Origin of the sequence: Actinoplanes sp. KI2, assembly GCF_025630775.1 — a bacterium.
Lineage (GTDB): Bacteria > Actinomycetota > Actinomycetes > Mycobacteriales > Micromonosporaceae > Actinoplanes.
Map to the genome: position 1 here is coordinate 26,149 of NZ_JAOSZE010000033.1, position 26,187 is coordinate 52,335.

Annotated in this window: 26 protein-coding genes and 1 tRNA gene; 12 read left to right on the forward strand and 15 right to left on the reverse strand. The window is 71.0% G+C overall.

What is annotated here, in order from left to right:
• Positions 1-11: 11 nt before the first annotated feature.
• Positions 12-1,094, reverse strand: a complete 1,083-nt coding sequence (locus tag ODJ79_RS31235) for a 4-oxalomesaconate tautomerase (protein ID WP_263027210.1) — start codon at positions 1,092-1,094, stop codon at positions 12-14.
• On the reverse strand, positions 1,087-1,788 hold the full coding sequence (locus tag ODJ79_RS31240) for a 4-carboxy-4-hydroxy-2-oxoadipate aldolase/oxaloacetate decarboxylase (RefSeq protein WP_263027211.1): 702 nt from the start codon (positions 1,786-1,788) through the stop codon (positions 1,087-1,089). The genes ODJ79_RS31235 and ODJ79_RS31240 overlap by 8 nt, the downstream gene beginning before the upstream one ends.
• A gap of 260 nt (positions 1,789-2,048) precedes the next feature.
• On the opposite strand from ODJ79_RS31240, the gene ODJ79_RS31245 reads away from it, so the two are divergent.
• Positions 2,049-2,873, forward strand: a complete 825-nt coding sequence (locus ODJ79_RS31245; RefSeq protein WP_263027212.1) for a LamG domain-containing protein — start codon at positions 2,049-2,051, stop codon at positions 2,871-2,873.
• A 96-nt stretch (positions 2,874-2,969) separates the two neighbouring features.
• Positions 2,970-3,470, forward strand: coding sequence for a hypothetical protein (locus ODJ79_RS31250; RefSeq protein WP_263027213.1), 501 nt, complete (start codon positions 2,970-2,972; stop codon positions 3,468-3,470).
• A 561-nt stretch (positions 3,471-4,031) separates the two neighbouring features.
• On the opposite strand, the gene ODJ79_RS31255 is transcribed toward ODJ79_RS31250, so the two are convergent.
• A tRNA-Gly gene (locus ODJ79_RS31255) sits at positions 4,032-4,102 on the reverse strand.
• 52 nt (positions 4,103-4,154) lie between these two features.
• Entirely contained in the window at positions 4,155-4,655 is a 501-nt protein-coding gene (locus tag ODJ79_RS31260) for a pyridoxamine 5'-phosphate oxidase family protein (protein WP_263027214.1), read from the reverse strand.
• A 75-nt stretch (positions 4,656-4,730) separates the two neighbouring features.
• Here ODJ79_RS31260 and dcd point away from each other — a divergent pair, with 75 nt between their 5' ends.
• Entirely contained in the window at positions 4,731-5,309 is a 579-nt protein-coding gene (gene dcd / locus ODJ79_RS31265; protein ID WP_263027215.1) for a dCTP deaminase, read from the forward strand.
• A 197-nt stretch (positions 5,310-5,506) separates the two neighbouring features.
• Positions 5,507-5,728 (forward strand): hypothetical protein, encoded by a 222-nt coding sequence (locus ODJ79_RS31270; protein WP_263027216.1) that lies wholly within the window; start codon positions 5,507-5,509, stop codon positions 5,726-5,728.
• Here ODJ79_RS31270 and ODJ79_RS31275 read toward each other — a convergent pair.
• The gene (locus ODJ79_RS31275; protein ID WP_263027217.1) at positions 5,725-6,597 is read right to left on the reverse strand and encodes a TIGR03620 family F420-dependent LLM class oxidoreductase; all 873 of its coding nucleotides are present in this window, start codon (positions 6,595-6,597) and stop codon (positions 5,725-5,727) included. The genes ODJ79_RS31270 and ODJ79_RS31275 overlap by 4 nt on opposite strands.
• A 60-nt stretch (positions 6,598-6,657) precedes the next feature.
• Between ODJ79_RS31275 and ODJ79_RS31280 the strand changes: the two genes are divergently transcribed.
• Positions 6,658-6,933 carry a YciI family protein gene (locus ODJ79_RS31280; protein ID WP_263027218.1) on the forward strand — a complete coding sequence of 92 codons (276 nt, stop codon included), beginning with the start codon at positions 6,658-6,660 and terminating at the stop codon, positions 6,931-6,933.
• On the opposite strand, the gene ODJ79_RS31285 is transcribed toward ODJ79_RS31280, so the two are convergent.
• Positions 6,918-7,457 (reverse strand): phosphoribosyltransferase, encoded by a 540-nt coding sequence (locus ODJ79_RS31285; protein ID WP_263027219.1) that lies wholly within the window; start codon positions 7,455-7,457, stop codon positions 6,918-6,920. The genes ODJ79_RS31280 and ODJ79_RS31285 overlap by 16 nt on opposite strands.
• A gap of 112 nt (positions 7,458-7,569) precedes the next feature.
• On the opposite strand from ODJ79_RS31285, the gene ODJ79_RS31290 reads away from it, so the two are divergent.
• Together ODJ79_RS31290 and ODJ79_RS31295 are read left to right on the forward strand one after the other, a co-directional pair.
• Positions 7,570-8,697, forward strand: a complete 1,128-nt coding sequence (locus tag ODJ79_RS31290) for a PP2C family protein-serine/threonine phosphatase (RefSeq protein WP_263027220.1) — start codon at positions 7,570-7,572, stop codon at positions 8,695-8,697.
• Between the two features lie 462 nt (positions 8,698-9,159).
• The gene (locus tag ODJ79_RS31295; RefSeq protein ID WP_263027221.1) at positions 9,160-11,016 is read left to right on the forward strand and encodes an acyl-CoA dehydrogenase; all 1,857 of its coding nucleotides are present in this window, start codon (positions 9,160-9,162) and stop codon (positions 11,014-11,016) included.
• Positions 11,017-11,088: 72 nt separating this feature from the next.
• On the opposite strand, the gene ODJ79_RS31300 is transcribed toward ODJ79_RS31295, so the two are convergent.
• Positions 11,089-11,607 carry a SixA phosphatase family protein gene (locus tag ODJ79_RS31300; protein ID WP_263027222.1) on the reverse strand — a complete coding sequence of 173 codons (519 nt, stop codon included), beginning with the start codon at positions 11,605-11,607 and terminating at the stop codon, positions 11,089-11,091.
• Between the two features lie 89 nt (positions 11,608-11,696).
• Between ODJ79_RS31300 and ODJ79_RS31305 the strand changes: the two genes are divergently transcribed.
• Positions 11,697-11,975, forward strand: a complete 279-nt coding sequence (locus tag ODJ79_RS31305; protein WP_263027223.1) for a DUF6458 family protein — start codon at positions 11,697-11,699, stop codon at positions 11,973-11,975.
• Between the two features lie 104 nt (positions 11,976-12,079).
• On the opposite strand, the gene ODJ79_RS31310 is transcribed toward ODJ79_RS31305, so the two are convergent.
• Positions 12,080-12,916: an SDR family oxidoreductase gene (locus ODJ79_RS31310; protein WP_263027224.1), complete on the reverse strand. Its 837-nt coding sequence runs from the start codon at positions 12,914-12,916 to the stop codon at positions 12,080-12,082.
• Between the two features lie 120 nt (positions 12,917-13,036).
• On the opposite strand from ODJ79_RS31310, the gene ODJ79_RS31315 reads away from it, so the two are divergent.
• On the forward strand, positions 13,037-13,396 hold the full coding sequence (locus ODJ79_RS31315; RefSeq protein WP_263027225.1) for a winged helix-turn-helix transcriptional regulator: 360 nt from the start codon (positions 13,037-13,039) through the stop codon (positions 13,394-13,396).
• On the opposite strand, the gene trhA is transcribed toward ODJ79_RS31315, so the two are convergent.
• Positions 13,375-14,064 (reverse strand): PAQR family membrane homeostasis protein TrhA, encoded by a 690-nt coding sequence (gene trhA / locus ODJ79_RS31320; protein WP_263027226.1) that lies wholly within the window; start codon positions 14,062-14,064, stop codon positions 13,375-13,377. The two genes, ODJ79_RS31315 and trhA, sit on opposite strands and share 22 nt — an antisense overlap.
• Before the next feature lie 79 nt (positions 14,065-14,143).
• Here trhA and ODJ79_RS31325 point away from each other — a divergent pair, with 79 nt between their 5' ends.
• Genes ODJ79_RS31325 through ODJ79_RS31335 form a run of 3 tightly spaced genes read left to right on the forward strand, consistent with a single transcriptional unit; the run spans position 14,144 to position 16,399 of the window.
• Positions 14,144-14,749, forward strand: coding sequence for a 5-oxoprolinase subunit B family protein (locus tag ODJ79_RS31325; protein ID WP_263027227.1), 606 nt, complete (start codon positions 14,144-14,146; stop codon positions 14,747-14,749).
• Positions 14,746-15,654 carry a biotin-dependent carboxyltransferase family protein gene (locus tag ODJ79_RS31330; protein WP_263027228.1) on the forward strand — a complete coding sequence of 303 codons (909 nt, stop codon included), beginning with the start codon at positions 14,746-14,748 and terminating at the stop codon, positions 15,652-15,654. The genes ODJ79_RS31325 and ODJ79_RS31330 overlap by 4 nt, the downstream gene beginning before the upstream one ends.
• Complete coding sequence (locus ODJ79_RS31335) at positions 15,650-16,399, forward strand: LamB/YcsF family protein (RefSeq protein WP_263027299.1); 750 nt, start codon at positions 15,650-15,652, stop codon at positions 16,397-16,399. Before ODJ79_RS31330 ends, ODJ79_RS31335 begins: the two co-directional genes overlap by 5 nt.
• Positions 16,400-16,427: 28 nt before the next feature.
• Here the strand turns inward: ODJ79_RS31335 and ODJ79_RS31340 are convergent, their stop codons facing one another.
• The 6 genes from ODJ79_RS31340 to pdhA form a co-directional block, all read right to left on the reverse strand.
• Positions 16,428-18,215, reverse strand: coding sequence for an NHL domain-containing thioredoxin family protein (locus ODJ79_RS31340; RefSeq protein WP_263027229.1), 1,788 nt, complete (start codon positions 18,213-18,215; stop codon positions 16,428-16,430).
• 131 nt (positions 18,216-18,346) lie between these two features.
• A complete protein-coding gene (locus tag ODJ79_RS31345) occupies positions 18,347-21,889 on the reverse strand; it encodes a hypothetical protein (protein ID WP_263027230.1) in 3,543 nt (1,180 codons plus the stop codon).
• A gap of 312 nt (positions 21,890-22,201) precedes the next feature.
• On the reverse strand, positions 22,202-22,339 hold the full coding sequence (locus ODJ79_RS31350) for a hypothetical protein (RefSeq protein ID WP_263027231.1): 138 nt from the start codon (positions 22,337-22,339) through the stop codon (positions 22,202-22,204).
• Positions 22,340-22,505: 166 nt separating this feature from the next.
• Entirely contained in the window at positions 22,506-23,921 is a 1,416-nt protein-coding gene (locus tag ODJ79_RS31355) for a dihydrolipoamide acetyltransferase family protein (protein ID WP_263027232.1), read from the reverse strand.
• Between the two features lie 5 nt (positions 23,922-23,926).
• Entirely contained in the window at positions 23,927-24,916 is a 990-nt protein-coding gene (locus ODJ79_RS31360) for an alpha-ketoacid dehydrogenase subunit beta (protein ID WP_263027300.1), read from the reverse strand.
• Complete coding sequence (gene pdhA, locus ODJ79_RS31365) at positions 24,913-26,055, reverse strand: pyruvate dehydrogenase (acetyl-transferring) E1 component subunit alpha (protein ID WP_263027233.1); 1,143 nt, start codon at positions 26,053-26,055, stop codon at positions 24,913-24,915. Before pdhA ends, ODJ79_RS31360 begins: the two co-directional genes overlap by 4 nt.
• Between the last annotated feature and the right edge of the window lie 132 nt (positions 26,056-26,187).

Sequence of the window (26,187 nt, forward strand, 5' to 3'; positions counted from 1 at the left end):
GTCTCTCCTCTTTACGCGCGCGGGAAGGCAATGCCGTCGAAGAGCTTGCGAGCGGTACGCACGACGCCCGACCGCACGACGCGGGGCGGATCGGTGTCGCCGTCGACGATCACGTCGACCAGCAGGTGGCCGGTGGGGTGCTCGACGTCGACCCGGGACCGGTCGGCCGGCCAGCCGCGGGTCAGCTCGTGGCCGACCGCGCCGGGCAGCAGCATGCCGGTGACCACGCTGATCGCGGCCAGCACGCCGATCGAGGTGTGCGGCTGCACCGGGATGAACGAGCGGGTGCTGACCCGGCCGCCGTCCCGGGGCGGGGCGAGCAGCACGGTCTTCGGCACCGAGGTGCCGTCCGGGTCGCCCAGGCCCATCAGCTGGCCCGCCTTGCGCCGGAACTCGTCGATCTGGCCGAGCAGCGGCTGGTCGGCGGCGAGGCGCTCGTGCGTCTCGTACCCGGTCAGGCCGAACGACTCGGCCGTCGCGAGCACCACCGGCATGCCGTTGTCGACGCAGGTCACCTCGATGCCGTCGATCTGGTCGCGGACCTGGCCGGTGGGCAGCAGGCTGCCGGTGGCCGAGCCCTCGGTGCCGGCGAACGCGAGCACCACCGGGGCCGCGCCGCCGGGCACGCCGGAGATCACGGTGTCGCCGCGGTACTCGACCCGGCCGCCGGGCGTGGCGAAGGTGGCGACCGCGACGCTGTCCGAGTTGACCATCCGGATGCGTACGCTCGTCTCGTCCGGGCCGGCCGGGACCAGCCCGCGCTCAACCGCGAACGGCCCGACGCCGGCCAGGATGTTGCCGCAGTTCTGCTGGGTGCTGACCGTCGGCTGGTCGACGCCGAGCTGCAGGAACAGGTAGTCGATGTCGGCCGTGTCGTGCGCCGCGCGGCTGACCACGGCGACCTTGCTGGTCAGCGAGGTGGAGCCGCCGAGGCCGTCGATCTGCCGCGGGTCGGGGGTGCCCATCAGGCGCAGCAGCAGGTCGTCGCGCTCGGCCGGGTCGGCCGGCAGATCGCCGGGTTCGAAGTAGAGGCCGCGGGACGTGCCGCCGCGCAGCATCATGCATCGGACGCCGGTGCTGTCGTAGTCAGTCACCTTTTGCGTACTCCGCATAGGAGATGTAATCGATGCCGAGACCGGGCAGCTTGTCGCGCAGACCGTACCGGTCCAGGCCGAGCTCGCCCTCGGCGAACGCGGCGCGGGTCGCGGCCTCCTTGTCGAGGCGGGCCTTCGCGGCGCCCAGCGCGTGCGGCACGTCGAGCCGCGGCACCACGGTGACGCCGTCGTCGTCGGCGACGATCACGTCGCCCGGGTGGATCGTCTGGCCGCCGAGCACGATCGGCACGTTGACGGCGCCGGCGGTCGCCTTCACCGAGCCCTGCGCGCTGATCGCGCGGGCCCAGACCGGAAAGCGCATTTCCCGAAGATCGGCCACATCCCGTACGCCGCTGGCCAGCACCGCGCCGCGCACGCCCCGATGCTGCAGCGCGCCGGCGAACAGCTCGCCGAACAGCCCGTCGGTGGAGGGCGAGTTGGTCGCGACGACCAGCACGTCGCCGGGCCGGCACTGCTCGACCGCGACATGGATCATCAGGTTGTCGCCGGGCCAGCAGAGCACGGTGACCGCGGTGCCGCCGACCCTCGCGCCGGCCCAGGCGGGGCGGAACTCGGGGCCGAGATAGCCGACCCGGCCGACGGCCTCGTGCACGGTGGCCACGCCGTACCCGCCCAGGGTTTCGGCGTCGTCGATATCCGCCCGCGGCGGATCGGTTACCACGACCGTCCTCATGCCCAAGCCTCCCGAATCCCGGCGGGTTGTCACCACGTAGAGCCTAGGGGTCGCGCGCAGATTGTCAACAATCGCGCCGACAAGATTCATGAGTCAGGACGCCGGTTTCTGCTGCACATTGCCGTCTTTCGAGAATTGTTGACAATCTTGGTCGCTATCGTGGCGGCGGAGTTATGCCACCTTAGGGTGGTTCATGATGCATTTGGCTGCGAGGCGGGTAGTTGCTTCGGTTTTGACCCGATGATCTGGACAATTACCGCATGTTTGGTCGTTTCGCCTGGGCGGGAGTGTCGCTTCTCGTCGCCGGGCTCGCCGTCGTCTACCGCCCGCTGACGGCGGACGCCCTGCTGAACCCGCCCCCAACAGCTGGCGTGCTGCCCAGCCTCCCCGGCCGGCGCGCTCCCCACCTGCCCCGGAACGTCGGTGTTGCCGCCGCACCGGTCAGCCTGCGCTACACATTCGACGGTGGGGTGAACCGACCGATCACCGACCTGGCCGGCGGGCACGAGCTGCTGCCGCTCGGGCAGAACGGCGGCGTGCTCCGACTCGTACCGCAAGGGAAAGGTCTTGGTTTGGCCGTTGCCTACCCCGACCGCTGCACGCTGCCGCGGCAGAGCGAATGCCCCCGAGCGATTCTCGAAGGCAGCCGCGACGACAGCCTCAACCCAGGAACACGACCTTTGCAGTACGGGGCGTCCGTGCTGATGACTCCCGCGGACCTGTCCGACGGCGCGAACGTGGTGCAGAAGGGCTATTCGGTCGGCGGCGGCAGCCAGTTCAAGCTGCAGGTCGACCACCGGTTGGGCCATCCGAGCTGCGTCATCACGGGCCGCACCGGCGGCATCTACCGAGCCGAGCCGTGGATCGACGTGGCGGACGGAACCTGGCACGACCTGACGTGCACGCGAACGGCCGGCGGGCTGACGCTGTCGGTGGACGGGTTCGAGTGCGCGTGGGTGCACGTGCCGCCCAGCCTGTCGATCGCCAATGTCGAGCCGTTACGCGTGGGCGGCAAGGGCCCGGCCCGAGGCAACGACCAGTACGCCGGCGAAATCGACAACGTCTTCCTCACCATCGGGAATTAGGCGCCACGACCGAGCAAACTGTTCAGGTAGTGCGCGAGCCGCTCCCGCCTGCCGCATCGGGTCGGTGCGGCACCACGCCGATGCGATCATGAATTGGTGACGTTTGACCTCGGCCAGATCACCGACAGCACGGCGTGGACGTCCCCGGACGCCGAGTCCTTCACCCCTCCGTACCTGACGACGTATGCGTACGACGGGCCATTCGCGGACGGCCTCCCCGCGTTCGACGTGACCCATGACGAGACATCGCTGATCTACGCCACGAACTGGGGCTTCACCTGCACCATGCTCGGTGTCGAAGTGCGCCGAGACCCAGACATCGCCGTCCCGATGGGTCACACGCAGCTGTACACCCTGGAGAAGCGTGCCGTGGTAGCTGCCGGCGGCACGCTGCTGCGGATATGGCCCGCCGCCTATCCGTCGGCCAGGAATCAGTCCTGGCGGCTCATCGTGCCGCAGACCGCCGAGCAGAGGTTCCGCAACGAGGAGGCCGACCCGGGCATCGAGGCCGCGGTCAACGACGCCGTGAACCTCTCCGTCCAGCTGGACAGCCCGGTGCTGCTGGCGCGCCAGGTCGACGAACGCTACTGGCATTGACCCGCGAAGAAAGGTAGCGAAGCCGCTCAGCAACCTAATGGCACGCGAGCCGGCTTAGTCGACTAGACCGCGCAAGCCCTGGCAGGACGTATCAGCTCTCGGAGATCACCGATGCCCTGGCGGGCCGTATTTCCTGACCAGGGCTCCGACACGTGGAGCGGCTGACAGGAAGCGGCGCGTTGCCCGACTCACGGCTGGCTCCGGCTCGCAGTGAGCGGCCGCCGCACCGCGGGGGTCTGGGGGCTCGGCCCCAGGCAGGTATGCGAGGAGTCCCCTGGTCCGCGCAGTTTGCGGACAGGGGCTCCCGACGGCTCACGGCTGGCTCCGGCTCGCAGTGGGCGGCCGCCGCACCGTGGGGGTCTGGGGGCTCGGCCCCAGGCAGGTATGCGAGGAGTCCCCTGGTCCGCGCAGTTTGCGGACAGGGGCTCCCGACGGCTCACGGCTGGCTCCGGCTCGCAGTGAGCGGCCGCCGCACCGTGGGGGTCTGGGGGCTCGGCCCCCAGGCAGACATGCGAGGAGCCCCAGGTCCGCGCAGTTTGCGGACAGGGGCTCCCGGCTCCGAGCGGGTGACGGGAATCGAACCCGCACTGTCAGCTTGGGAAGCTGATGTTCTGCCATTGAACTACACCCGCGGCGGGCCTCACTGTACCTGATTCGTGCGGCGGGTGGCGGGAGTGGCTCGCCTCAACTCGCGATGGCCAGGGGACGGGATAAGCGGGCACGCCAGGTGCGGGACATGGGGTGGGCCGGCGGGGTGGCGGCCAGGGGGAGGGCGCCGCCGGGGCCGTGGCGGCGGAGGGTGGCGGTGTCGATCTGGAGCTCGTAGAGGTGCCAGTCGACGGCGGGGGAGGCTCGCCATGCCTCGGAGAGGGTCGCTATGGCGATGGGGTCGTGGACGCGGACGGCTCGACCGGTCAGGTAGGCCTCGTCGTCGCTCTCCTCCGGTGGGTAGGAGTGGAGCGCGAAGCGGCCGTCGCGGGCCAGGTCGCCGCGTTTCGGCGAGGCGACGATGAAGCAGTAGAGGCCCTGGTCGGTGATGACCGGGGAGACCGGGTGGACCCGGGGGCCGCCGTCGGGGCGGATGGTGGCCAGGTAGGCCATGCCGGGACCGTACTGCTCGAGGAGCGCGCGGATGGCGGCGGCGAGCGATGGGTCAGCGGCGGCGAAATCGGACCAGGAAGCCATGCGGTGATTCTATCGAACATTTGTACGACGCGCCCAGGGAAACGCCTCGAAAGTGCAGCTCGGTATGGTGTTGCGATGCTGCTCTCCGACCGCGACCTCGTCAGCGAGATCAAGTCGGGCGATCTCGCCCTGGAGCCGTTCGACCCTGCGCTCATGCAACCATCCAGCATCGACGTGCGGCTGGACCGGTTCTTCCGGGTGTTCAACAACCATCTGTACACCCACATCGACCCCGCCGAGCAGCAGGACGACCTGACCGCTCAGGTCGAGGTCGCCGACGGTGAGGCGTTCGTGCTGCACCCCGGCGAGTTCGTGCTCGCCTCGACGCTCGAGGTGATCACCCTGGGCGACCAGCTGGCGGGACGCCTGGAGGGTAAGAGCAGCCTCGGTCGGCTGGGGTTGCTGACGCACTCGACGGCCGGCTTCATCGACCCGGGCTTTTCGGGGCACGTGACGCTCGAGCTGTCCAACGTGGCCAACCTGCCGATCAAGCTCTGGCCGGGCATGAAAATTGGGCAGCTGTGCATCTTCCGGCTCTCCAGCCCGGCCGAGCACCCGTACGGCTCGGCCGTCTACGGCTCGCGCTACCAGGGGCAACGTGGCCCGACGCCGTCCCGCTCGGCGCACAACTTCCGGGTCTGGCCGACCGGCTAGCGCCGCCCGAAAATACTTATCCACAGGCTCGCAGAAGCCGGTGGCGCACCCGGTAGGCCCGCTGGAACGCTTACCGCATGACGGCGATCCAAGATCCAGCAGCGGCGACCTATTCGGACAAAATCCGTATTGCTTATGACGTGGTGGCGGGCCGGGGCGCATCACCGGTCACCTGGCCCAGCTCCGCCGGTCGGTGAGTGGCATCGACCTCTCACCCGGGATGGTCGAGTTGGCCCGGCGCAGCCATCCGCGGCGGCCACGGGCACGACATCGACCTCGCCGTGTACTGGTTTCCGCCCGGCCTCGCGGTCGACCTGTTGACCGGGGCCGGCTTCGAGGAGCGTGTGCGGCTCGTGCGGGCCGCCGAGGAGGGGGAGAAACAGCCCCGGGCGTACGTCCTGGGGGTGAAACCTGGCTAGGCAGGCTTCCCCATGAGGATGGCGGCCAGGCGACGCCACTCCTCGCGCGGGAGGTGGTCGGTGGGGTCGAGCGGAAGGACCTGCACGGCTACCTGATCGGCGCCGGCGTCCAGGTGGGCGTCGAGGCCGGCCCGGATGTCGTCGTCCGAGCCCCAGATCACCGCCTGGTCGAGGAAGCGTTCGCTGCCCTCCCCGGTCAGATCCGAGGAGTCCAGGCCGAAGCGGCTCAGCGCCTTCGTGTAGTTCGGCAGGGCCAGATAGCTGCGGGCCATCCGGCGGGCCACCTGGTGCGCCTGCTCTCGGTCGGCGCCGAGGTAGACCTTCTGCTCCGGGATGAGCAGTCGGTCGGGGCCGAGGATCTCGCGGGCCTGCGCCGTGTGTGCGGGCGGCATCAGGTACGGGAGAGCGCCGGCCGTCAGGTCGCGAGCCGCGGCCAGGGTGTTCGGGCCGAGGGCGGCGATCAGGCGCTCCTGCGGGGGTACGTCGTGCAGCTTGTCGGTGAGGAAGTCCCGCAGCCGGGTGAGCGGCTTGATGTACAGCTCGCCCATCGCCTCGGCGCTGGGCGCGTGACCGGAGCCGACGCCCAGGTAGAACCGCCCGGGGAATTGCCCCCGGAGCCGGGCGTGGCTGGCCGCGAGCCGGGCGCCGTCGCTGCGCCAGATGTCGACGATGCTGGTGCCGACCTTCAGCGTCGAGGTGGCCGCGAGCAGTGACTCGGCCAGCGACAGATCGTCCGGCGGGCTGCCGCCGATCCAGACCGCGCCGAAGCCGAGCGACTCCAGCTCCTGGGCGGCCGAGGCGGTCGTGCCGGCGTCATCCGGCCAGTGCTTGCGGGAGATCCAGATTCCGTAGCGCCCGAAGTCGTCCACAGTTCGGATCGTACGATCGTGGGCGAGCCGCCGCCGAGGAGGAACGTCACCATGTACCTGATGATCTCGACTTATCTCGTCCCGCTCGACGACATCGCCAAGGTCCGCGACGAGCATCTGGCCTTTTTGGAGGGTCTGTTCGCGCAGGGCACGCTGGTCGCGGCCGGTCGGCAGGACCCGCCGGTCGGCGGCATGGTGCTGCTCGACGTGCCCGACGAGGCGGCCGCCCGTGAGGTGCTGACTCGGGACCCGTACGTGGTGCACGGTTTCGCCGAGTACGAGGCCCGGGGCTGGGCGCCGACGGTCGGGGCGTTGAAGAGCTACATCAAGTCCTGACCGGTCAACAGCCCGCGGATGCCGAGCTCTTTGCTCACCGCGGGCGGGCACTCGTCGACGATCACGGCGGTGCCCACGTACGAATGAGGAAACAGACTGCGGACCGCTCGAGCCTGCGCGCCCGTGGCCGCCCAGTCGTCCACCACCAGGACGCGGTCGGCCGGACGGACCAGCCCGTCGCGTACACCCAAATGCTGTTGATCTCCTCGGTGATCACTGAGGACCGTTGCCCAGGTCATCGGCTCCGCGATCGGACGGCGGGCGCCGGCTCGATAGGCCTCGACGAAGCCGGCACCGAGCGCCCGCGCCACCAGCGGGCCGACCAGGAAGCCGGTCACCTCCGGCGAGACCACCACGGTCGGCTCGGCGTCCCGGAAGAGGTCGCCGAGCGCCTCGCCGAGACCGGCCAGGATCCGCGGGTCGCGCCACCAGCCGGAGCGGTTGCTGACCAGATAGCCGCTGCCGTCGGCGGGGTCCGTCCACTCGAATCGGGCGCGGAGAAGATCACGAAGATCGTCTGACACGCGGACATCCTGTCACCATGACCGGCCCTTCCGACCGAGCCCGAAGAAACAGGTGGTTAGAACCGAGTCAGACTAGGGGTCAAGTTGATGCAGTGACTCGCCCTGATCGGGCATGCTGTTCCGCGTAACCATGCCGACTCTCCCACCGGGCCGTCGCCCGTTGAGCCCAGCATCCCGCGCCGGCCTCGGCGCGGCCCTCGTGCTGCTCGCAGTCGTGTCCGCGGTGGAGCTCGCGGACGGTCGGCAAGCCCACTTCGTCGGCCTGCTCGCGGCCGTCCCGTTCCTGGCCGCGGTCTTCGCCTTCTGGCAGACGGTGCTGGTCGTCGGCGCGATCGCCGCGATCACCGGGTCGGTCTTCGTTGCGGCGGACCCGTCGCAGGGCATGTCCGGCCTGGTCAACATCGTCGGCATCGTCCTGTCGACCGGCATCGCCGCGACCGTGGCCACGATCCGCCAGCGGCAGGCCGACCGGATCGCCCAGCTGCAGCGGCTCGCGGCGGTGGCCCAGCAGGCGGTGCTGCGCCCGATCGGCCCGCAGGTGGGCTCGCTCGCGGTGGCCGGCCGGTACATCTCGGCGACCGCGGCCGCGGACATCGGCGGCGACCTGTACGAGGCGCTGGACACGCCGTACGGGGTGCGGATCATCATCGGCGACGTGCGCGGCAAGGGGCTGGACGCGGTCCGCCTGGCGAGCATCGTGCTGGGGTCGTACCGTCACGTCGCGTACGAGCGGGCGGATCTGAAGGCGGTCGCCGCCGACCTGGACCGGGCCGTGGCCCGCAGCGTCGGGGACGAGGACTTCGTGACCGCCGCGCTGGTCGAGGAGCGCGGCGGCACGCTCACGATCGTCAACTGTGGACACCCGGCGCCGCTGCTGCTGCGCCGGGGCGAGGTCATTCCCCTGGAGCCCGCCGCGCCCGCGCCACCCCTGGGCTTCATGCCGGAGGTCAAGACGCGGGTGGAGCGGTTGGAGCCGGGCGACCGGCTGCTGCTGTTCACCGACGGGCTGGGCGAGGCGCGGCGGGACGGCGAGTTCTTCCCGACCGCCGACCGGGCGTGGCGGCTGCTCGGCCACGGGACAGTGGGCGACGGCCTGGCGTCGCTGGAGACTGCTCTGATCGATTGGGTGCACGGCCGTCTCGAGGACGACATCGCGCTGGTGCTGCTCGAGTACGCGGGCGCCGGCGACGGGCCGACCGTCCCGATTCCGAGCTGGGAGGTCGGCGCCGCCGGCAGCTAAACGACGGCCTTCCCGGCGGGCTCCGTGACCCCCGAGCCCGGCGCGACCACCGAGCCCGGCGCGACGACCGGGGCGGGCGAGACGGGTGCGGCAGGTGGTACCGGAACCGGTTCAGTTCGGCGGTGCCGTCCGACGTAGTGATGTGGCTGGGTCGCCTGGCGAGGCTCGGGAATCAGGCTCTTGATCGTGGCGAACATGGCGGCCCCTTGCGGCTTCGGCGAAGTCTCTAACCAAGCAACGACCCACAAGACAGCTCGATACGTCGACCGCTCCGGCGTCGACGGATATTGACTGAACGGTTATCCCGCCGACCAGCCGATCGGTGAGCCTTGATGTGCCGAATGGGTGGTTGATCTCAAAACCGCTTGCGGCTTGTCGGGCGCTACCGATCGGTAATACAGTGGTGGTTACTGACGGGTAACTCGCGTGTCACTCGCGTCGTTCGGAAGCGGGGCCAGCTCCATGACTCACTACAAGAGCAACCTTCGGGACCTCCAGTTCAATCTGTTCGAGGTCTTCGAGGCTGATCGTGCGTTCGGCCAGGCGCCGTACGAGGAGATCGACGCGGACACCGCGCGCGACGTACTCACCGAGGTCAACCGCCTCGCGACCGAGGATCTGGCGGCGAGCTACGCCGACGCCGACCGCAATCCGCCGGTCTTCGACCCGGCCACGCACACCGCGCCGCTGCCGGAGTCGTTCAAGAAGTCGTTCGCCAACTGGATGGCCGCCGAGTTCTGGCGTCTCGACCTGCCCTCCGACCTCGGCGGCACGCTGGCGCCGCGGGCCATGTGGTGGGCGCTCGCCGAGCAGATCCTGGGCGCGAACGCCCCGATCTGGATGTACTCGTCCGGTCCGTCCTTCGCGCACGTCGTGCACACCGAGGGCACCCCGGAGCAGAAGGAGTGGGCCAAGCTCTTCGTCGAGAAGCAGTGGGGCTCGACCATGGTGCTCACCGAGCCGGACGCGGGCTCGGACGTCGGCGCCGGCCGCACCCGGGCGATCCCGCAGCCGGACGGCTCGTGGCACATCGAGGGTGTGAAGCGGTTCATCACCTCGGGCGAGCACGACATGACCGACAACATCATCCACTACGTGCTGGCCCGCCCGGTCGGCGTCGAGGGCGTCGGCGGCCCGGGCACCAAGGGCCTGTCGCTGTTCATCGTGCCCAAGTACCACTTCGACCCGCAGACCGGCGAGCTCGGCGAGCGCAACGGCGTCTACGCCACCAACGTCGAGCACAAGATGGGCATCAAGGTCTCCAACACCTGCGAGATGACCTTCGGCGAGCACGGCACCCCGGCCAAGGGCTGGCTGCTCGGCGACGTGCACCAGGGCATCCGGCAGATGTTCATGATCATCGAGTACGCGCGGATGATGGTCGGCACCAAGGCGATCGCGACCCTGTCCACCGGGTACCTCAACGCGCTCGAGTACGCCAAGAACCGCGTCCAGGGCGCCGACCTGGTGCAGAACGACGACAAGGCCGCGCCGCGGGTCACGATCACCAACCACCCGGACGTACGCCGCTCGCTGATGCTGCAGAAGTCGTACGCCGAGGCCCTGCGCGCGCTGGTCATCTACACCGCGACCTGGCAGGACAAGGTCGCCATCGCGCAGGCGGCCGGCGACGAGAAGGCGGCCAAGGCGGCTGCCAAGGTGAACGACCTGCTGCTCCCGCTGGTGAAGGGCGTCGGCTCCGAGCGGGCGTACGAGCTGCTCGGCCACGAGTCGCTGCAGACCTTCGGCGGCTCCGGCTTCCTGCAGGACTACCCGCTCGAGCAGTACGTCCGGGACGCGAAGATCGACACCCTGTACGAGGGCACCACCGCGATCCAGAGCCTCGACCTGATCTTCCGCAAGATCGTGAAGGACCAGGGCCGGTCGCTCGCCACGCTCGCCACCGAGATGCAGGGCTTCATCGAGAGCGAGGCCGGCAACGGTCAGCTCAAGGAGGAGCGGCTCGCGCTCGGCAAGGCGCTCGGCGAGCTCCAGCAGATCCTGGGCGTGACGATGGGCTGGCTGGCCGCGGCCCAGGGTGGCGAGACCCGCGAGCTGTACAAGGTGGGCCTCACCTCGCGCCGCATCCTGCTCGCGCTCGGCGACGTGGTGCTCGCGTGGCTGCTGCTCCGCCAGGCCGAGGTCGCGCTCAAGGCGCTGAACGGCGAGGTCTCCGCGGCGGACAAGAACTTCTACGAGGGCAAGGTCGCCGCCGCGCGGTTCTTCTCCCGTGAGGTGCTGCCGCGCGTGGGCTCCGACCGTCGCATCATCGAGAACACCACTCTGGACATCATGGACATCTCCGAAGATTTGTTCTGATCTTTCCGGAACCAGAGCGGCCGAGGGCCGGCGGACAAGGGCGTCCGCCGGCCCTCGCGTCATTTGCGCAGGTCAGCCCCGGGCGGTGTGCCTCTCGATCAGGCGCATCGACCCGGGCGACGTCTCCGACCACCCCGCATCGGTCCGGTGCACGGCCAGTCCCGAGGTCGGCAACTCGACCTCCCGGCCGTCCCACTGATCGTCCGGAATGAGCATGATGGACACCTCGGAGACGGTCGGGTTGTGCCCGACCAGCAGCACCGTGCGTACCGTGTCCGGCACCGTACGCAAGAGATCGAAGACTTCCGTGCGGCCGCCCGAATACAGGCCCTTCTCGTAGCGGACCTCCGGCGAGACCGGACCCGGATGAGCCTGCGTCAAGGCGATCGACACCCCCTGCCAGGTCTGCCTGGTCCGCGTGGCCGGCGAACACAGCACCAGGTCGGGCCGGATGCGCTCGTCGGCGAGCCAGGCGCCGGCCGCGTCCGCGTCGGTCTCACCCCGGGCGGTCAGCCGGCGGTCGAAGTCGGGTCCTTCGCCGGGGGTCTCGGCCTTGGAGTGGCGCAGGATGACGAGCGTCCGATCGGTCATGGGAACAGCTTGCCTGATTGAGGATCGGGACGCCTGGGTAACTCCACCCTCGACGCATTGACCCCGGTTAGGACCAAGGAGGCCCGGCGATGGGCATCGGCGGAAGCATCTTCCTGCTGGCGGTGGGGGCGATCCTGGCATTCGCCGTCAACGCCCAGATCAGCGGGATCGACATCAACATCATCGGCTGGATCCTGATGGCCTGCGGGCTCGTCGGCCTGATCATCACGCTCTGGTACTGGAACAGCCGCCGCCGCACGGTGGTGACCCGGCAGACGCAGACGCCGGTCGCCGACCCGAGGTACGCGGCCGAGTACCGCGAGACCCGGCGCGAGGACGCGCCGCCGCCCCCGCCTCCGGGCTACTGATCTTCCCTACCGAACCCGCGACGCCGACCGGCAACCTATCCCCCTGGGTGCTGGTCGGCGTCGCGTCTTCTCGGTCGGGTTCGCGGTGAGGCGAAGCTGGACGGTCAGGCGAGCTGAGCCCGCACCGCATCCGCGAGCGGGGTCGCCGGGCGGCCGATCAGCGCCTCCAGATCGGTGCGCGGCACGTCGAGCGCGCCCCGCGAGGCGGCCCGGTCCGAGTCGGCGAGCACCTCGGCCACGGCCCGCGGCACGCCTACGCCGACCAGCAGGTCGACGTACTTGTCCTCGGGCAGGTCGGTGTAGGTGACCGGCTTGCCGGACTGGCGGGAGATCTCGGCGGCCAGCTCGGCGAGGGTGAACGACTCGCCGCCCAGCTCGTACACCTTGCCGGCGTGCCCCTCGCCCACCAGGACGGCCGCCGCGGCCTCGGCGTAGTCGACCCGCGGTGCACCGGCGATCCGGCCGTCGCGGGCCGCCCCGAACAGGCCGTGCTCGATCGCCTGCGGGACGTTGTAGTTCTCGGTGTACCAGCTGTTGCGCAGGATCACGTGGGGCAGGCCGGAGTCGGCCAGCAGCCGCTCGGTGGCCAGGTGCTCGGCGGCCAGCTGCATGTCGGTGGTGTCGGCCTTCGGCGCGCTGGTGTAGACGACCAGCCCGACGCCCGCCTTCTTGGCCGCCTCGACGACGTTGGTGTGCTGCTGGATGCGCTGCCCGACCTCGCTGCCGGAGATGAACAGCACCTTGTCGGCGCCGGTGAACGCGGCGGTGAGCGCGTCGACGTCGTCGTACGAGACCTGCTTCGTGGTGATCCCCAGGTCGGCGATCTTGTCGACCTGGCGGCCGAGCCCGACGATCTCGCTCGCCGGTACACCCTTCGCGAGCAGGGACTCGATGGCGAGGCGGCCGAGGTGTCCGGTGGCGCCGGTGACAACGATGGTCATGATCTTCTCCCTAGTGAGCGAAAGCCCGTCGAGGAGAGACAACGATGCTGCTCAAGACTCGCTTCCCGATAGATAGTGGGCACCTTGAAGTGCAGTACTTACCTGAGGGATAGTTAGCAGATGAGGGTTAGTGCCTACGCCTCGAACTGCCCCAGCCGGCAGATCCTCGACCGGATCGGCGACACGTGGAGCGTGCTGGTCGTGGTGATGCTCGCCGAGGGCACGCATCGATACACCGAGCTCGCGAAGCGGATCGAGGGGGTGAGCCCGAAAATGCTCACCCAGACGCTGCGCGGGCTCGAACGGGACGGGCTGATCACGCGCACCGTGCATCCGGTCGTGCCGCCCCGCGTCGACTATGCGCTCACCGAGCTCGGCCGCAGCCTTTATGGGCTGGTCGAGGGCTTGGAGAAGTGGGCCGAGTCGCACATCGACGACGTGCAGGCGGCCCGCACGGCCTACGACGCGGCCACGGCGTAAAGCGCGAAATACACGGCTATGTGGTGGCAGATCGCCGCCACCAACGTGCAGGCGTGGAAGAACTCGTGGTGCCCGAAGACGCTCGGCCACGGATTCGGCCGCCGCAGGGCGTAGAAGACCGCGCCGACCGTGTAGATCAGGCCGCCCACGGTCAACAGCACCAGGCAGGCCACGCCGCCGCGGTGCAGCACGTCGGGGAGGATCGCGATGGCGGCCCAGCCGAGCGCCACGTACAGCGGTGCGCCGGCCCAGCGCGGCAGATGTGGCCACACCACCTTCAGCGCCACGCCGCCGATCGCTCCGCCCCAGATCAGGCTCAGCATCAGCGTCGCCTTGCCGGGCGAGAGCAGTTCCACGCAGAACGGCGTGTAGGTGCCGGCGATGAAGATGAAGATCATCGAGTGATCCATCCGGCGCATGATCTGATAGCCGCGTTCGCTCCACACCCGGCGGTGGTAGAGCGCGCTGATCCCGAACAGGCCGCACACGGTGGTGCTGTAGATGAGGCAGCTCAGAAAGGGGGCGACGCCGGGTCGGCTGAGTGCGATGGAGCTGAGCACGATGCCGCAGACGAGGGCGACGAAGAACGCGTACTGGTGCAGGCGGCCGCGCAGGCGTGGTTTGCCGAGGTCGGCCGGCTTCATCCGGAGCGGGGCGGTGGTCGTCACGACTCCTAGGTTACGGCACCGTAAGTTACTGACCAGTAGTGAGGCCGCTCACCTAGGTGCGTCCGGCAAGATGTTGGTCATGAGAGTAAGGCCCGTCGGGCGTTCCGCGCTGCTGATCGAGTGCCGCGACGGCGACGAGGTCGCCGCCTGGCGGGCCGAGCTGTGGCGTCGGCGGGAGGCCGGTGAGCTGCGGTTTGTCGATATCGTGCCGGGTGCGACGACGATCCTGCTCGATGGCGTCGGGCCGGCGGCGGCCGAGCTACTGACCGAATCGCCCGCCCCACCCGCCGTTTCGGCGATGGACGGCCCGTTGGTCGAGATTCGCACCACTTTCGACGGGGAAGATCTCGCGGACGTTGCTGCCCGATGGGGCGTTTCGTCGCTTGTTGCGGTAGAGCGATTGACCGCCACGCCGCTGACCGTGGCGTTTTGCGGCTTCGCCCCGGGTTTCGCTTATATGCGCGGCCTCCCTGAGGAGTGGGCGGTCCCCCGGCTCGCCGCTCCGCGGCCTCGCGTTCCGGCCGGCGCCGTCGGCCTCGCCGGATCCTATGTGGGGATCTATCCGGCGGCCTCGCCGGGCGGCTGGCGGCTGGTAGGACAAACCACCCAAAACCTTTTCAACGTACGCGAGGATCCGCCCGCCTTCCTGCCGCCCGGGACGCGGGTCCGACTGGTGGCGGCATGATCACGGTGACTCGGCCCGGGCCGCTCACGACAATTCAGGACCGGGGTCGCCCCGGCTACGCCCATCTCGGAGTCCCCCGATCGGGCGCTCTCGACCAGGCCGCGCTCCGGCGAGCGAACGAGCTGGTCGGCAACGCCGCGGAGGCCGCCGGGTTGGAGACGACGCTGCTGGGGTGCGCGCTTCGATTCGAGGTGACCGCCCGGGTGGCGGTCGTCGGCGCCGAGGCGCTCGTGCGGGTCGACAAACAGCCGGTTTCGGTGGCGGCGGCCTTCGAGGTGCCGGCCGGCGCGGTGCTGGACATCGGCCGGGCGCTCCGGGGCGTCCGGTCGTACCTGGCGGTGGCCGGCGGCATCGACGTCGAACCGGTGCTGGGCAGCCGGTCGACCGACACACTGTCGGGCCTCGGCCCGCCCAAGCTCGCGGACGGCATGACCCTCCCGATCGGCGCCGCGTCCCCCGCGTCCCCCGCGTCCCCCGCGTCCCCCGCGTCCCCCGCGTCCCCCGCGTCCCCCGCGTCCCCCGCGTCCCCCGCGTCTTCCGGCGGCCCTGGGCTCCCGGGCGGCGCGACGGCTTCGGAACTGGAGTTGGGCGTCCGGCTCGGGCCGCGGGACGACTGGTTCGAGGCGGCGGGACTGTTCGCCGAGGCGTACACGGTCTCGCCTCTGAGCAACCGCGTCGGATGCCGGCTGGCCGGCACCTCCTTGACCCGCACCCGGGTCGGCGAGTTGCCCTCCGAAGGAGTGGTGCTCGGGGCGGTGCAGGTCCCGGCCGATGGGCAGCCGCTGATCTTCCTGGCCGATCACCCGACGACCGGCGGCTACCCGGTGATCGGCGTGGTCGAGGACGTGGCGCCGCTCGCGCAGGCGCGACCGGGGACTACGGTGCGGTTCCGTGCGATCGATTGACCTGAACGCGGACCTCGGCGAGGGCTTCGGCCGATGGACCCTCGGCGACGACGAGGCCCTTCTCGGGATCGTGACCTCGGCAAACGTGGCGTGCGGCTTCCACGCCGGCGACCCGGCGACCATGCGTCGGATCTGCCGGGTGGCGGTGGAGCGCGGCGTCGCGGTCGGTGCGCAGGTCGGCTATCGCGATCTGGCGGGCTTCGGGCGGCGGCGGATCGACTACAACCTCGACGAGTTGCGCGACGATGTTTTGTACCAAATTGGAGCGTTGGAGGCGTTCTGTCGGATCGCCGGCGAGCGGGTGCGGTACGTGAAGCCGCACGGCGCGCTCTACAACACCGCGGCGGTCGAGGAGGGGCAGGCGTCGGCGGTGGTCGCGGCGGTGCGCTCCTACGACCCCGGGTTGCCCGTGTTGTGCCAGCCCGGGTCGGTGCTGGCGCGGCTGGGTGCCGACCAGGGGCTGACCGTGGTCGGCGAGGGCTTCGCCGATCGGGGCTATCGGGCGAACGGCACGCTGGTGCCGCGCTCGGCCGAGGGTGCCCTCGTCCACGACCCGGATGCGGTCGTGGCCCGGGCGGTGCGAATGGCCGTCGACGGCGTGGTGGAGACGACGGCGGGCGAGGTGGTCCCCTGCGAGGTCGCCTCGATCTGCGTGCACGGCGACACGCCCGGCGCGGTGGAACTGGCCGGTCGAGTCCGGGAAGGTCTGCTGGCCGCGGGCCGAGCGGTCGAGCCGTTCGCCTAGGAACCAGGCTGGGCCATGCCCCGAGAACCTACGACTCGTCCATGCCTCGGAGGATCAGCGGGAGGCGGGCCGGGCCGTCCGGGGTGACGACGATCGGCACTCCCCAGTCCTGCCGGGTGAGGTGGCAGGCCGGGAACTCCTCGTCGACGTCGCAGGTAGCGGCCTGCGCCACCACCTGAAGCACGCCGGTGGCCACCGCCGGGTTGATCACCAGCGCACGGGACAGCTCGGTCGTGCTGCCCGCGCCGTCCAGCAGCAGCTCGGGCGGCGAGGCCGACACCACGAGCCGGGTGGACGGCCCGAACTGCGTGTCGAGCTTCTGCCCCGGCGCCGGGCTGAAGATCACATCCAGGGTCAACGGTCCGGGCGCCACCGGCGACGGCGGCCGCTCGGTCCGGTGCCGCTCACCGGTCACCGTCTTGAACACCCCGGGCGCCAGTCGGGTCAGCCGATGCGCCCCCGACTCGACCACGAAAACGGCGCCGGCCCGCGTCACCAGGATGTCGCTCGGCTCGGCCAACCCGGAATCCACCGTGGACACCACGTCGGTCGCCGGATCGTAGTGGCGAACCGCGCCGTTGTACGTGTCCGCGATCAGCACCGACCCGTCGGGCAGCGCGGCCACCCCCAGGGCGTGCTGGAGTAGCGCCTGTTTGGCCGGCCCGTCGATATGCCCGAAATCAAACAGCCCTTGCCCGACGACGGTGTGCATGACCCCGCCCTCGATGTAGCGCACCGCCGAGGTCTCGCTGTCCGCGATCCACAGCCGGTCGCCGCCCACCGACAGCCCGGACGGCTGGGCCATCCACACGTCCGGGATCGGGCCGTCGCGCAGGGCCTCGACGGTGGTGCCGGCGTAGACGCCGACGGTGGCCTCGGCCGGGTCGAACCACCACAGCTCGTGGATGCCGGCCATGGCGACGATGACCCGGTCGTCGAACCAGGCCAGATCCCACGGCGAGGACAGATCGGCGTCGAGAGCTGGCTGGGTGCCGTCGACCGCCGAGCGCCACGGCTTGCCCGTGCCGGCCACCAGGGTGATCTCTTCGCTGGTCAGCGACAGGCCGCGCAGCTGATGGTGAACCGTGTCGGCGACCAGAACGTCGTAACCGACCCGGGACGCGACCTCCGGCGGGAGCAGTAGGAGGCCCTGCGGCTCGCTGAACGGGGCGCCCCGCTCGCCGCTGCCGAAACGGCGTACCAGCGTTTCGCCGTCCGGGGTCAGCTCGACGATCGAGTGCCGTGCGGTGTCCGAGACCAGAAGGTTGCCGCTGGGCAGCTCGATCGCCTTGCCGGGGAAGCGCAGCAACGTGTCCGCGGGCGGCGGCGGCACGTACGGACCGTCGCCGCGATGCAGGGTGCCGTCCGCGGCGTGCTTCGCGATCAGCTCGTCGACCAGCCGGGACAGGCCCTCGGCGTGCCCCTCGCCGGCCATCGAGGCGACCAGGTAACCGGTCGGGTCGATCACGGCGAGCGTGGGCCAGGCCTTGGCCGCGTACTGCTGCCAGAGGTGCATGTCGGCGTCGTCGATCACCGGGTGGTGCACGCCGTACCGCTCGACCGCGGCGAGCAGCGCCTGGTGGTCCCGCTCGTGCTCGAACTTGGGCGAGTGCACGCCGATCAGCACGAGCGCGTCGCCGTATTTCTCCTCGAGCGGACGCAGTTCGTCCAGGACGTGCAGGCAGTTGATGCAGCCGTAGGTCCAGAAGTCCAGGATGACGATCTTGCCGCGCAGGTCGGCCAGCGTCAGATTCCTGCCACCGGTGTTCAGCCAGCCCCGGCCCCGCAGCTCGGGTGCCCGCACGCGCGCAGTCATCGCACCATCGTGCCAGTCGCGGCGGACCGGTACGGCACGAAGGTGGTCAGGATGACATCGGCACCGGCATTGGCGCGCTGACGCCGGCGTCAGCGCGCCGGCGTCAGCGCTACAGCGTCAGTTCTTCGGCGTCAGCTCTTCGGCTTCAGACAGAGGATCTGGGTCTTGCCGTCGCCGGTCGGGTTCTGCACGTACGGCTGCTTCGGGTCGTCGCACTTCGACTGTTCATCGACGATCGACACCACCGTGTACGCCGACGCGTCGCCGCAGTCCGCCTTCACCGCGGCGTTGCCGTCCCGCTTGACGCAGTCGCCGGTGCTGACGCTGATCGCCTTCGACTTGTCCCCGGCGACCAGGTAGACGATGCCGAACACGACGCCGAGCAGCAGCATCGCGCCGACCACGACCGCGATCAGGATCGGCAGCAGGCGTACCCGCGGCGCGTCGGGTTTGGCCGGGGCCGCACCCTCCGCATCCGGTTTGAACTGGTCGAAGCGGCCCTGCTCGGCAGGGCCCGGCCAGTTGGTCGTGTCGTCCGGGCTCGGCGGGGTCACGGTCGCCCGGCTCATCGCGCCGGAGAAGTCCACGGCGGCGCCGTTGAGGCCCTGTGCCGGGTAGGGCGCGGTGCCGTTCGGGTTCGGCGGGGAGTACGGGTTTTCCCGGCCCGCGATATCCGTGGTCAGCTCGCTGAACTGCTCCGGCGCGTAGCCGCTCGGACCGCTGGGCGCCGACGGGCTGATGAACTCGCCGAACGCCGGGCCCCCGGACGACGCCGGGTTTCTGGCCCCGCCGAACGACGGCATCGCGCGCGGCGGCTCGCCACCGAACGGCGGCTGCTCGCCACCGAAGGGGGGCTGCTCGCCACCGAACGGCGGCTGCTCGGCCGGGACACCCTGGCCCGGGAGAGCCGGGGCACCTGAGCCGGGGAAATCCGTGGGCGGGGCGACGCGGGCGCTCGCCGAAGCCCGCGCGGTGGCGCGAGCCGGCGACTGCGGCGCGACGCCCGGGGCGGGCTGGCCGCCGGGTCCGCTGTGGTCACCCTGACTTTGCGGGTACGCCGGGGAGCCGAACCCGCCCGAGGCGGGACGGTCGTCGAACGGCGACTCGGTGCTGCCGGCCGGCGTACTGAGGGGCTCCTCGTCCTCGGGCTCGCCCGACGGAGCCGGGCGGCCGTAGACGCGGGCCTGCGGCGCGGCGGCCGGCGGCGGGATCTCGGCGGGGTCGACCGGGGGGACCCGGCTGGCCGACGGCACCGAGGCGCTCGCGGTCACCGGGCGAGCCGAGCCGACCGCGGAGGACTGCTCGGCGGGGTCGCGAGGAGCGGGCACCGAGCCGTTGCGGCTCTCCGCAACGACCGGGGAGCTGGCCGAGCCGAGCATGGCGCCGGGCACCCGCTGCGGGTAACCGCCGGACTCCCCGGTCTCGGGACGCCGGTAGAGCGAGTGCCCGTCCTGAGCGTCGGGCATCGCGCCGTAGGGCGGCTGCTCGGCGCCGGACGGTGACCCGAACGGCGCGTCGGGACGCTGCTCGCCGAATGGCGCGTCGGAACGCTCGCCGAACGGCGCCGGCGACGCGGGCCGCTCGCCGAAGGCCGCGGCCGCGGACCCCGGACGCTCGCCGAACGGCGCCGGCGGCTCCCCGAAGGGGGAAGCCGACCCGGAAACCGGCCGCTCACCGAAGGGGGCGGCGGATCCGGGCTCGGCACGCTCGCCAAAAGGTGCGGCAGACCCTGGACGCTCACCGAACGGCGCGCCAGACCCGGGCCGCTCACCGAAGGGCGCGGCAGACCTCGGCCGTTCACCGAAGGGCGCGCCAGATCCGGGACGCTCGCTGAAGGGCGCGCCAGATCCGGGACGCTCGCCGAACGGTGCGGCAGATCCGGGACGCTCGCCGAACGGTGCGGCAGATCCGGGACGCTCACTCACGGGTCGGGCGGCGAACGGCGCAGCCTCCCCGGAGTCGCCCTGGCCGGGCGCCGAAGCCTCACCGCCGAACGGCGCCGCCGCGGGCTGGGCACCGGCGGGCTGGGCAGATCCGTAGCCGCTGGGCTGGGCGGAACCGTAGCCGGCGGGCTGGGCGGAACCGTAGGCGGCGGGCGCACCGGGCTGCTCGAACGGCGAGCCGGCCGACGTGGGCCGAGCCGACCCGAACGCGGCACCCGGCGACTGCTCGCCAGGCCCGGGACGGCCGAACTGGTCGGGCAGTCCACCCCGGCCGGCCTCGGCGGCGGGCGACTGCTCAACCCCGGGTCGACGCCCGAACGGGTCGCCCGGCTGGTCGTCGGCGGAGCGACGCCCGAATGGGTCGCCCGGCTGGTCGTCGGCGGAGCGACGCCCGAACGGGTCGCCAGGCTGGTCGTCGGCGGGACGACGCCCGAAGGGGTCGCCCGACTGGTCGTCGGCAAAGGCGGGGCGACCGTACGGATGCGCCTGCTCCTCGGCCGCCGGGGGCCGGAACGGCGCGTGCTGGCTGCGGATCGGCAGGTCGATGACGGGCGCGGGCGGCTGAGCGGCCGGCGGCTCCGACTTGGGCTCGCCCATCGCCGGCGCCGGCGGCACGGTGGCCGCGCCGCGCAGCGGGAAGCCGCCGCTGTCACCCCGTCGGGTGGGGAAGCTCGCGCCACCCGACCGAAGGGGGAAGCCGCCGTTCTCCGCGGGACGCCCCTCGTCGGGGTTACCGCCGCGCAGGGGGAAGCCGCTGCTTTCGGCGGGACGTCCCTCGTCGGGGTTACCGCCGCGCAGGGGGAAGCCGCTGCTCTCGGCGGGACGTCCCTCGTCGGGGTTACCGCCGCGCAGGGGGAAGCCGCTGCTCTCGGCCGGGCGCCCCTCGTCGGGGTTGCCGCCGCGCAGCGGGAAGCCGCCGCTCTCGCCGGTGCGCGGGCGGGCCGCGGGCGGCGCGTCGGGCAGGTCGCCGAGGGTGGCGCCGGGCACCCGGACCCGCTGGTCACCGAAGGCGGAGAGGCCGGGCGCGCGCCCGGTGGCCGGGTCGAGGTCGGGACCGGGAGCGGGAGCGGGAGCGGGCGGCGGGGGCGGCGGCGGAATCGTGCCGCGACCCGGCGAGCCGGCCGCGAAGCCGTCGAACTCGCCGATCGTGCCCGGGTCGACCGGAGCCGGGGTGCGCTGTGGCAGCGGGAGCGGGTTGCCCCCGCCGTCGGCGGGCGCGGGGACCTGCTGCGGCGCCCACGCCGAGCGCGGCGGCTCGGGGGCGTTGCCGGAGGCAGGGACAAAAGGCGAATCGGAAGAACCGGCCGGAGCGGGCGGCGCGAACGGCGAGGAGGCCGCGTTCGGCGTGGCCGACCCGTACGAGGACGCCGCGGAGCCCGGCGAGACCGAGCCGTACGGCGAGGCGGCCCGCTGCGGTTGCGAGCCGTTGTCCCCCTCGGGCTGCGGCACCCGGGCCGACCCGTACGAGGTGCCGGACGGGGCGGTGGGCCGGGCCGCGTCGGAGCCCGAGCCGAAGGTGCGGACCGCGGGCACCACGAACGGCGAGCCACCGTTCGGCGTGGCCGGCGGGGGTGGAGCGTACGAGCTGGGGAAACCGTCGGTGGGCGGCGGTGCGGTGGCCCGGCCCGCGGCGCGGCGGGCGTCGGCGTCCGGCGGGAAGTCGTCCGACGGATGACCGCCCGACGTGGCCTCGGCCGGTTGCATACCGGCGTACTGCCCCTCGGACGTCATGAGCGCCTCCTCGTCAATGCGGCCGTGCCAGCTTTGCACGGACGTGACTCACCGGCGAATCGGACCGGCGCGCCGTGCCCAGCTCTGCGGCCAGGCCGTGCGGGACCCTCGGACGACGCGGGTGCGTCAGGCCCCAGCCCCGCGCCGACCGGCCGAGCCGGCGGGAACCGTGCCCAACCGTACCGGGCCGACGCGACAGGAGGAATCCCGGTGTACGCCCGGAAGGGGATCGTGAACGGATCTTTAAGGGTGTCTTCAAGGACGGAACGGCCCGTCCGGATGGATCCGGGCGGGCCGTCGTAACGCGGTGGATCAGAAGGTCTTGCGCTGCGCGAAGATGGCGATCTCGTTGCGCATGGACTCGGTGGGCGCGGTGCGCAACGCCCGGTCGATGGCCCGGTTCTCGCGGTTGATCATTCGACGCTGGCGGAGGCGGTCGGCGATGCTCATGGTGCGTGTCACTTCCCCTTTGGCCCTCGTGAGGCCACGTCTTTGGTGCTCTGTTCGAGGCAAGTCAATGGTGACTCGTCCCGAACAGAGCAGCCAACGATTTATGGGGTGATCGTGAGCACTAGCCTAATAATCTAAGGTCAGACAAACCGCTGCCCTAACTTTCCTACGTCCAGGACAGCAGAGTCGCCTCCGGGTCGGTGAGGAACTCGCCGATGTCCCGGAGGAACTTCGAGCCCAGCTCGCCATCGATGATCCGGTGGTCGAAGGAGAGCCCGAGGGTGGTTACCTGACGGACCTTGATCTTGCCGTTGTGCACCCACGGCGTGGGCTTGACCGAGCCGAACGCCAGGATCGCGGACTCGCCCGGCGGCAGGATCGGGGTGCCGGTGTCGACCCCGAAAACGCCGACGTTGGTGATCGAGAGGGTGCCGCCGGCCATGTCCGACGGCGGGGTCTTACCCGACCTCGCCACCTGGACAAGTGTGTTCAGCGCCTCGGCCAGCTCGCGCAGGGTGAGTCGCCCGGCGTCCTTGATGTTGGGAACGATCAGGCCCCGCTCGGTCGCCGCGGCGATGCCGAGGTTCACGTACTCCTTGACCACGATCTCGCCGGTCGCACCCGACCAGGTCGAGTTGACCATCGGGTGCCGCTTGACCGCCAGCAGCACGGCCTTGGCCACCAACAGCAGTGGCGAGACGCGGACGTCCTGGAACTCGCGGCGGCCCTTGATCTTCTCGAGGGCCTTCATGGCGCGCGTCACATCGACGGTGAGGAACTCGGTGACGTGCGGCGCGCTGAACGCCGACGCCACCATGTTCTCCGCGGTCAGCTTTCGGACACCCTTGACCGGTATCCGCTGCTCGCGGGAGGCGTCGAAGACCGCGGCGGCCGGTGCCGGGGTCGCGGCGGGTGCCGCGGCCTGCGGTTGTGCCGCCGCCTTGTGTACGTCGTCCCGGGTCACCGACCCCATCGGCCCGCTTCCGGTAATCGCGGTCAGGTCGACGCCCAGGTCCCGGGCCAGCTTGCGCACCGGGGGCTTGGCCAGAACCGGCCCACCGCGGCCGAAGGCCTGCGCCGCCAGCGGAGTGGGCTCGGGCACCGGCTCGGGTTCCGGGGCCGCCGCGGGGGCGGCCACCGGGGGCTGTGCCGGCGGCGTACCCACTCGGGGTCGACGCTTGGCGGCGGTGGTCCGCGGGCCGTAACCCACCAGGACGGCGGTGCGGCCCCCCGGGGCCGGGCCGCCGATGAGGCCCGGCTCGACCGCGCCCTCGGCCGGCGCCACTTCGACGGCCGCCAGCGACTCCGCCGACGGCTCGGGCAGCGCACCGCCCGACGGGTCGGTGTCGATCGCGACGATGGGCGCGCCCACCTCGACCGTCGTGCCCGCCTCATGGAAGATCCGGGTGACGACGCCGGCCCACTTCGCCGGGATCTCCACCGCGGCCTTCGCCGTCTCCACCTCGACGATCGGCTGGTTCAGCTCGATCGTGTCGCCCACCTTGACCAGCCAGGAGAGGATCTCTCCCTCGGTCAGGCCCTCACCGAGGTCGGGCAGGGTGAACTCCTTGATCCGCGACATCGCCGTCACCAGCCGAACGAACGGTCGACGGCGTCCAACACCCGGTCGAGATCGGGGAGGTAGTCCTCCTCGACCCGGGCGGCCGGATAGGGAACGTCGTAACCGGTCACCCGCAGCACCGGCGCCTCCAGCGAGTAGAAGCACTCCTCGGTGATCCGGGCGGCCAGCTCGGCGCCCAGGCCCAGGTTGCCCGGCGCCTCGTGCACGACGACGGCCCGGCCGGTGCGCTTCACCGACTCGTAGACCGTGCCCATGTCCAGCGGGGAGAGCGAGCGCAGGTCGATGACCTCGAGGTTCCGCCCGTCCTCGGCGGCCGCGGTGGCCGCGTCCAGGCAGGTGCGGACCATCGGGCCGTACGCGAGGACCGTCGCGTCCGTGCCCGGCCGGGCCACCCGCGCCGAGTGCAGCGGGAAGGCGCCGGCGAGCGGGGCGTCCAGGTCGACCTCGCCTTTCTCCCAGTAGCGCCGCTTGGGCTCGAAGAAGACGATCGGGTCGTCCGAGGCGATCGCCTGGCGGATCATCATGTACGCGTCCGCCGGGTTCGCGCAGCTCACGACCTTGAGACCGGGGATGTGCGCGAAAAGCGCCTCGGGGGACTCGGAGTGGTGCTCGACCGCGCCGATGCCACCGCCGAACGGGATACGGATCACCATCGGCAGTTTCACGTTGCCCAGCGAGCGGTAGTACATCTTCGCGACCTGGGCCACGATCTGGTTGAACGCCGGGAACACGAAGCCGTCGAACTGGATCTCGCAGACGGGGCGGTAGCCGCGGATGGCCAGGCCGATCGCGGTGCCGACGATGCCCGACTCGGCGAGCGGGGTGTCGATCACGCGGTCCTCGCCGAAGTCCTTCTGGAGGCCGTCGGTGATCCGGAACACACCGCCGAGCTTGCCGACGTCCTCGCCCATGATGACGACCTTCGGGTCGTCCTCGAGCGAGCGGCGCAGGCCGTTGTTGAGGGCCTTGCCCAGAGTGATTGTCTCGACCATCAGTGGGCGCTCCCCTCGAACGACGCGTGGTACTGCTCGAACTCGGCCTTCTGCGCCGCGACCTCGGGCGAACCGTTCGGGTAGACGTTGTCGAACAGGGTCACCGGCTGCGGGTCGGGCATGGCCAGCACCCGCTCGCGCAGGTCGAGTGCGAGCTTCTTGGCGGCCTCGTCGACCTCGCCGAAGAACGTGTCGTCGGCGAGCTGCTGCTTGGCGAGGAACGCCTTCACCCGGGCGATCGGGTCCTTCGCCTTCCACGACTCGACCTCGCTGGCGATGCGGTAGCGGGTCGGGTCGTCCGAGCTGGTGTGCGCGCCCATCCGGTAGGTGTACGCCTCGATCAGCGTCGGACCCTGGCCGTTGCGGGCCTGGTCCAGCGCCGCCCGGGTCACCGCGTAGGTGGCCAGCACGTCGTTGCCGTCGATCCGGACACCGGGGAAGCCGTAGCCGAGCGCGCGGCGGTACAGCGGGATGCGGGTCTGCCGCTCGAGCGGCTCGGAGATCGCGTACTGGTTGTTCTGGCAGAAGAACACGATCGGCGCGTTGAACACGCCGGACCAGACGAAGGCCTCGTTGACGTCACCCTGGCTGGTGGCGCCGTCGCCGAAGTACGCGATCACGGCCTCGCCGTCGGCGTTGCCGGTCTTGCCGTCCATCGTGATGCCCATGGCGTAGCCGGTGGCGTGCAGCGTCTGTGCGCCGATGACGATGGTGTACGTGTTGAACTTGAACTCGTTCGGGTCCCAGCCGCCCTGGTCGACGCCCCGGAACAGGCCGAACGGCATGATCGGGTCGATCCCGCGGCAGTAGAGGACGCCGTGCTCGCGATAGGTGGGGAAGGCCATGTCCTGCGGGCGCAGCGCGCGACCCGAGCCGACCTGAGCCGCCTCCTGGCCGAGCAGGCTGGCCCAGATGCCGAGCTCGCCCTGGCGCTGCAGGGCGGTCGCCTCGGCGTCCAGCCGCCGTACCGTCACCAGGTCGCGGTAGAGCTCTCGATACTCGTCATCGGTGAAGTCGACGGTGTACGTCGTGCCGTCCGCGGTGGTGACGCTGTCGACGCGCTCCCCGTCGGGGGTGAGCAGTTGGACGAAGCCGCCGGCCGGAGCGTCTGCTCCCCCGACTTCGCGTTCGCCGTTCGCCATCCGTGTCTCCCTGTTCATCTCTGCGCCCGCGGCGGGGATTGCCCGTCCGCGCGGCGAACCGCTGGGTCGCCGCGCCTGACCTTGGTGAGGTTGCCGCGCGACGCTTCGGCGTGACCCGGGGCCCCGCCGTGT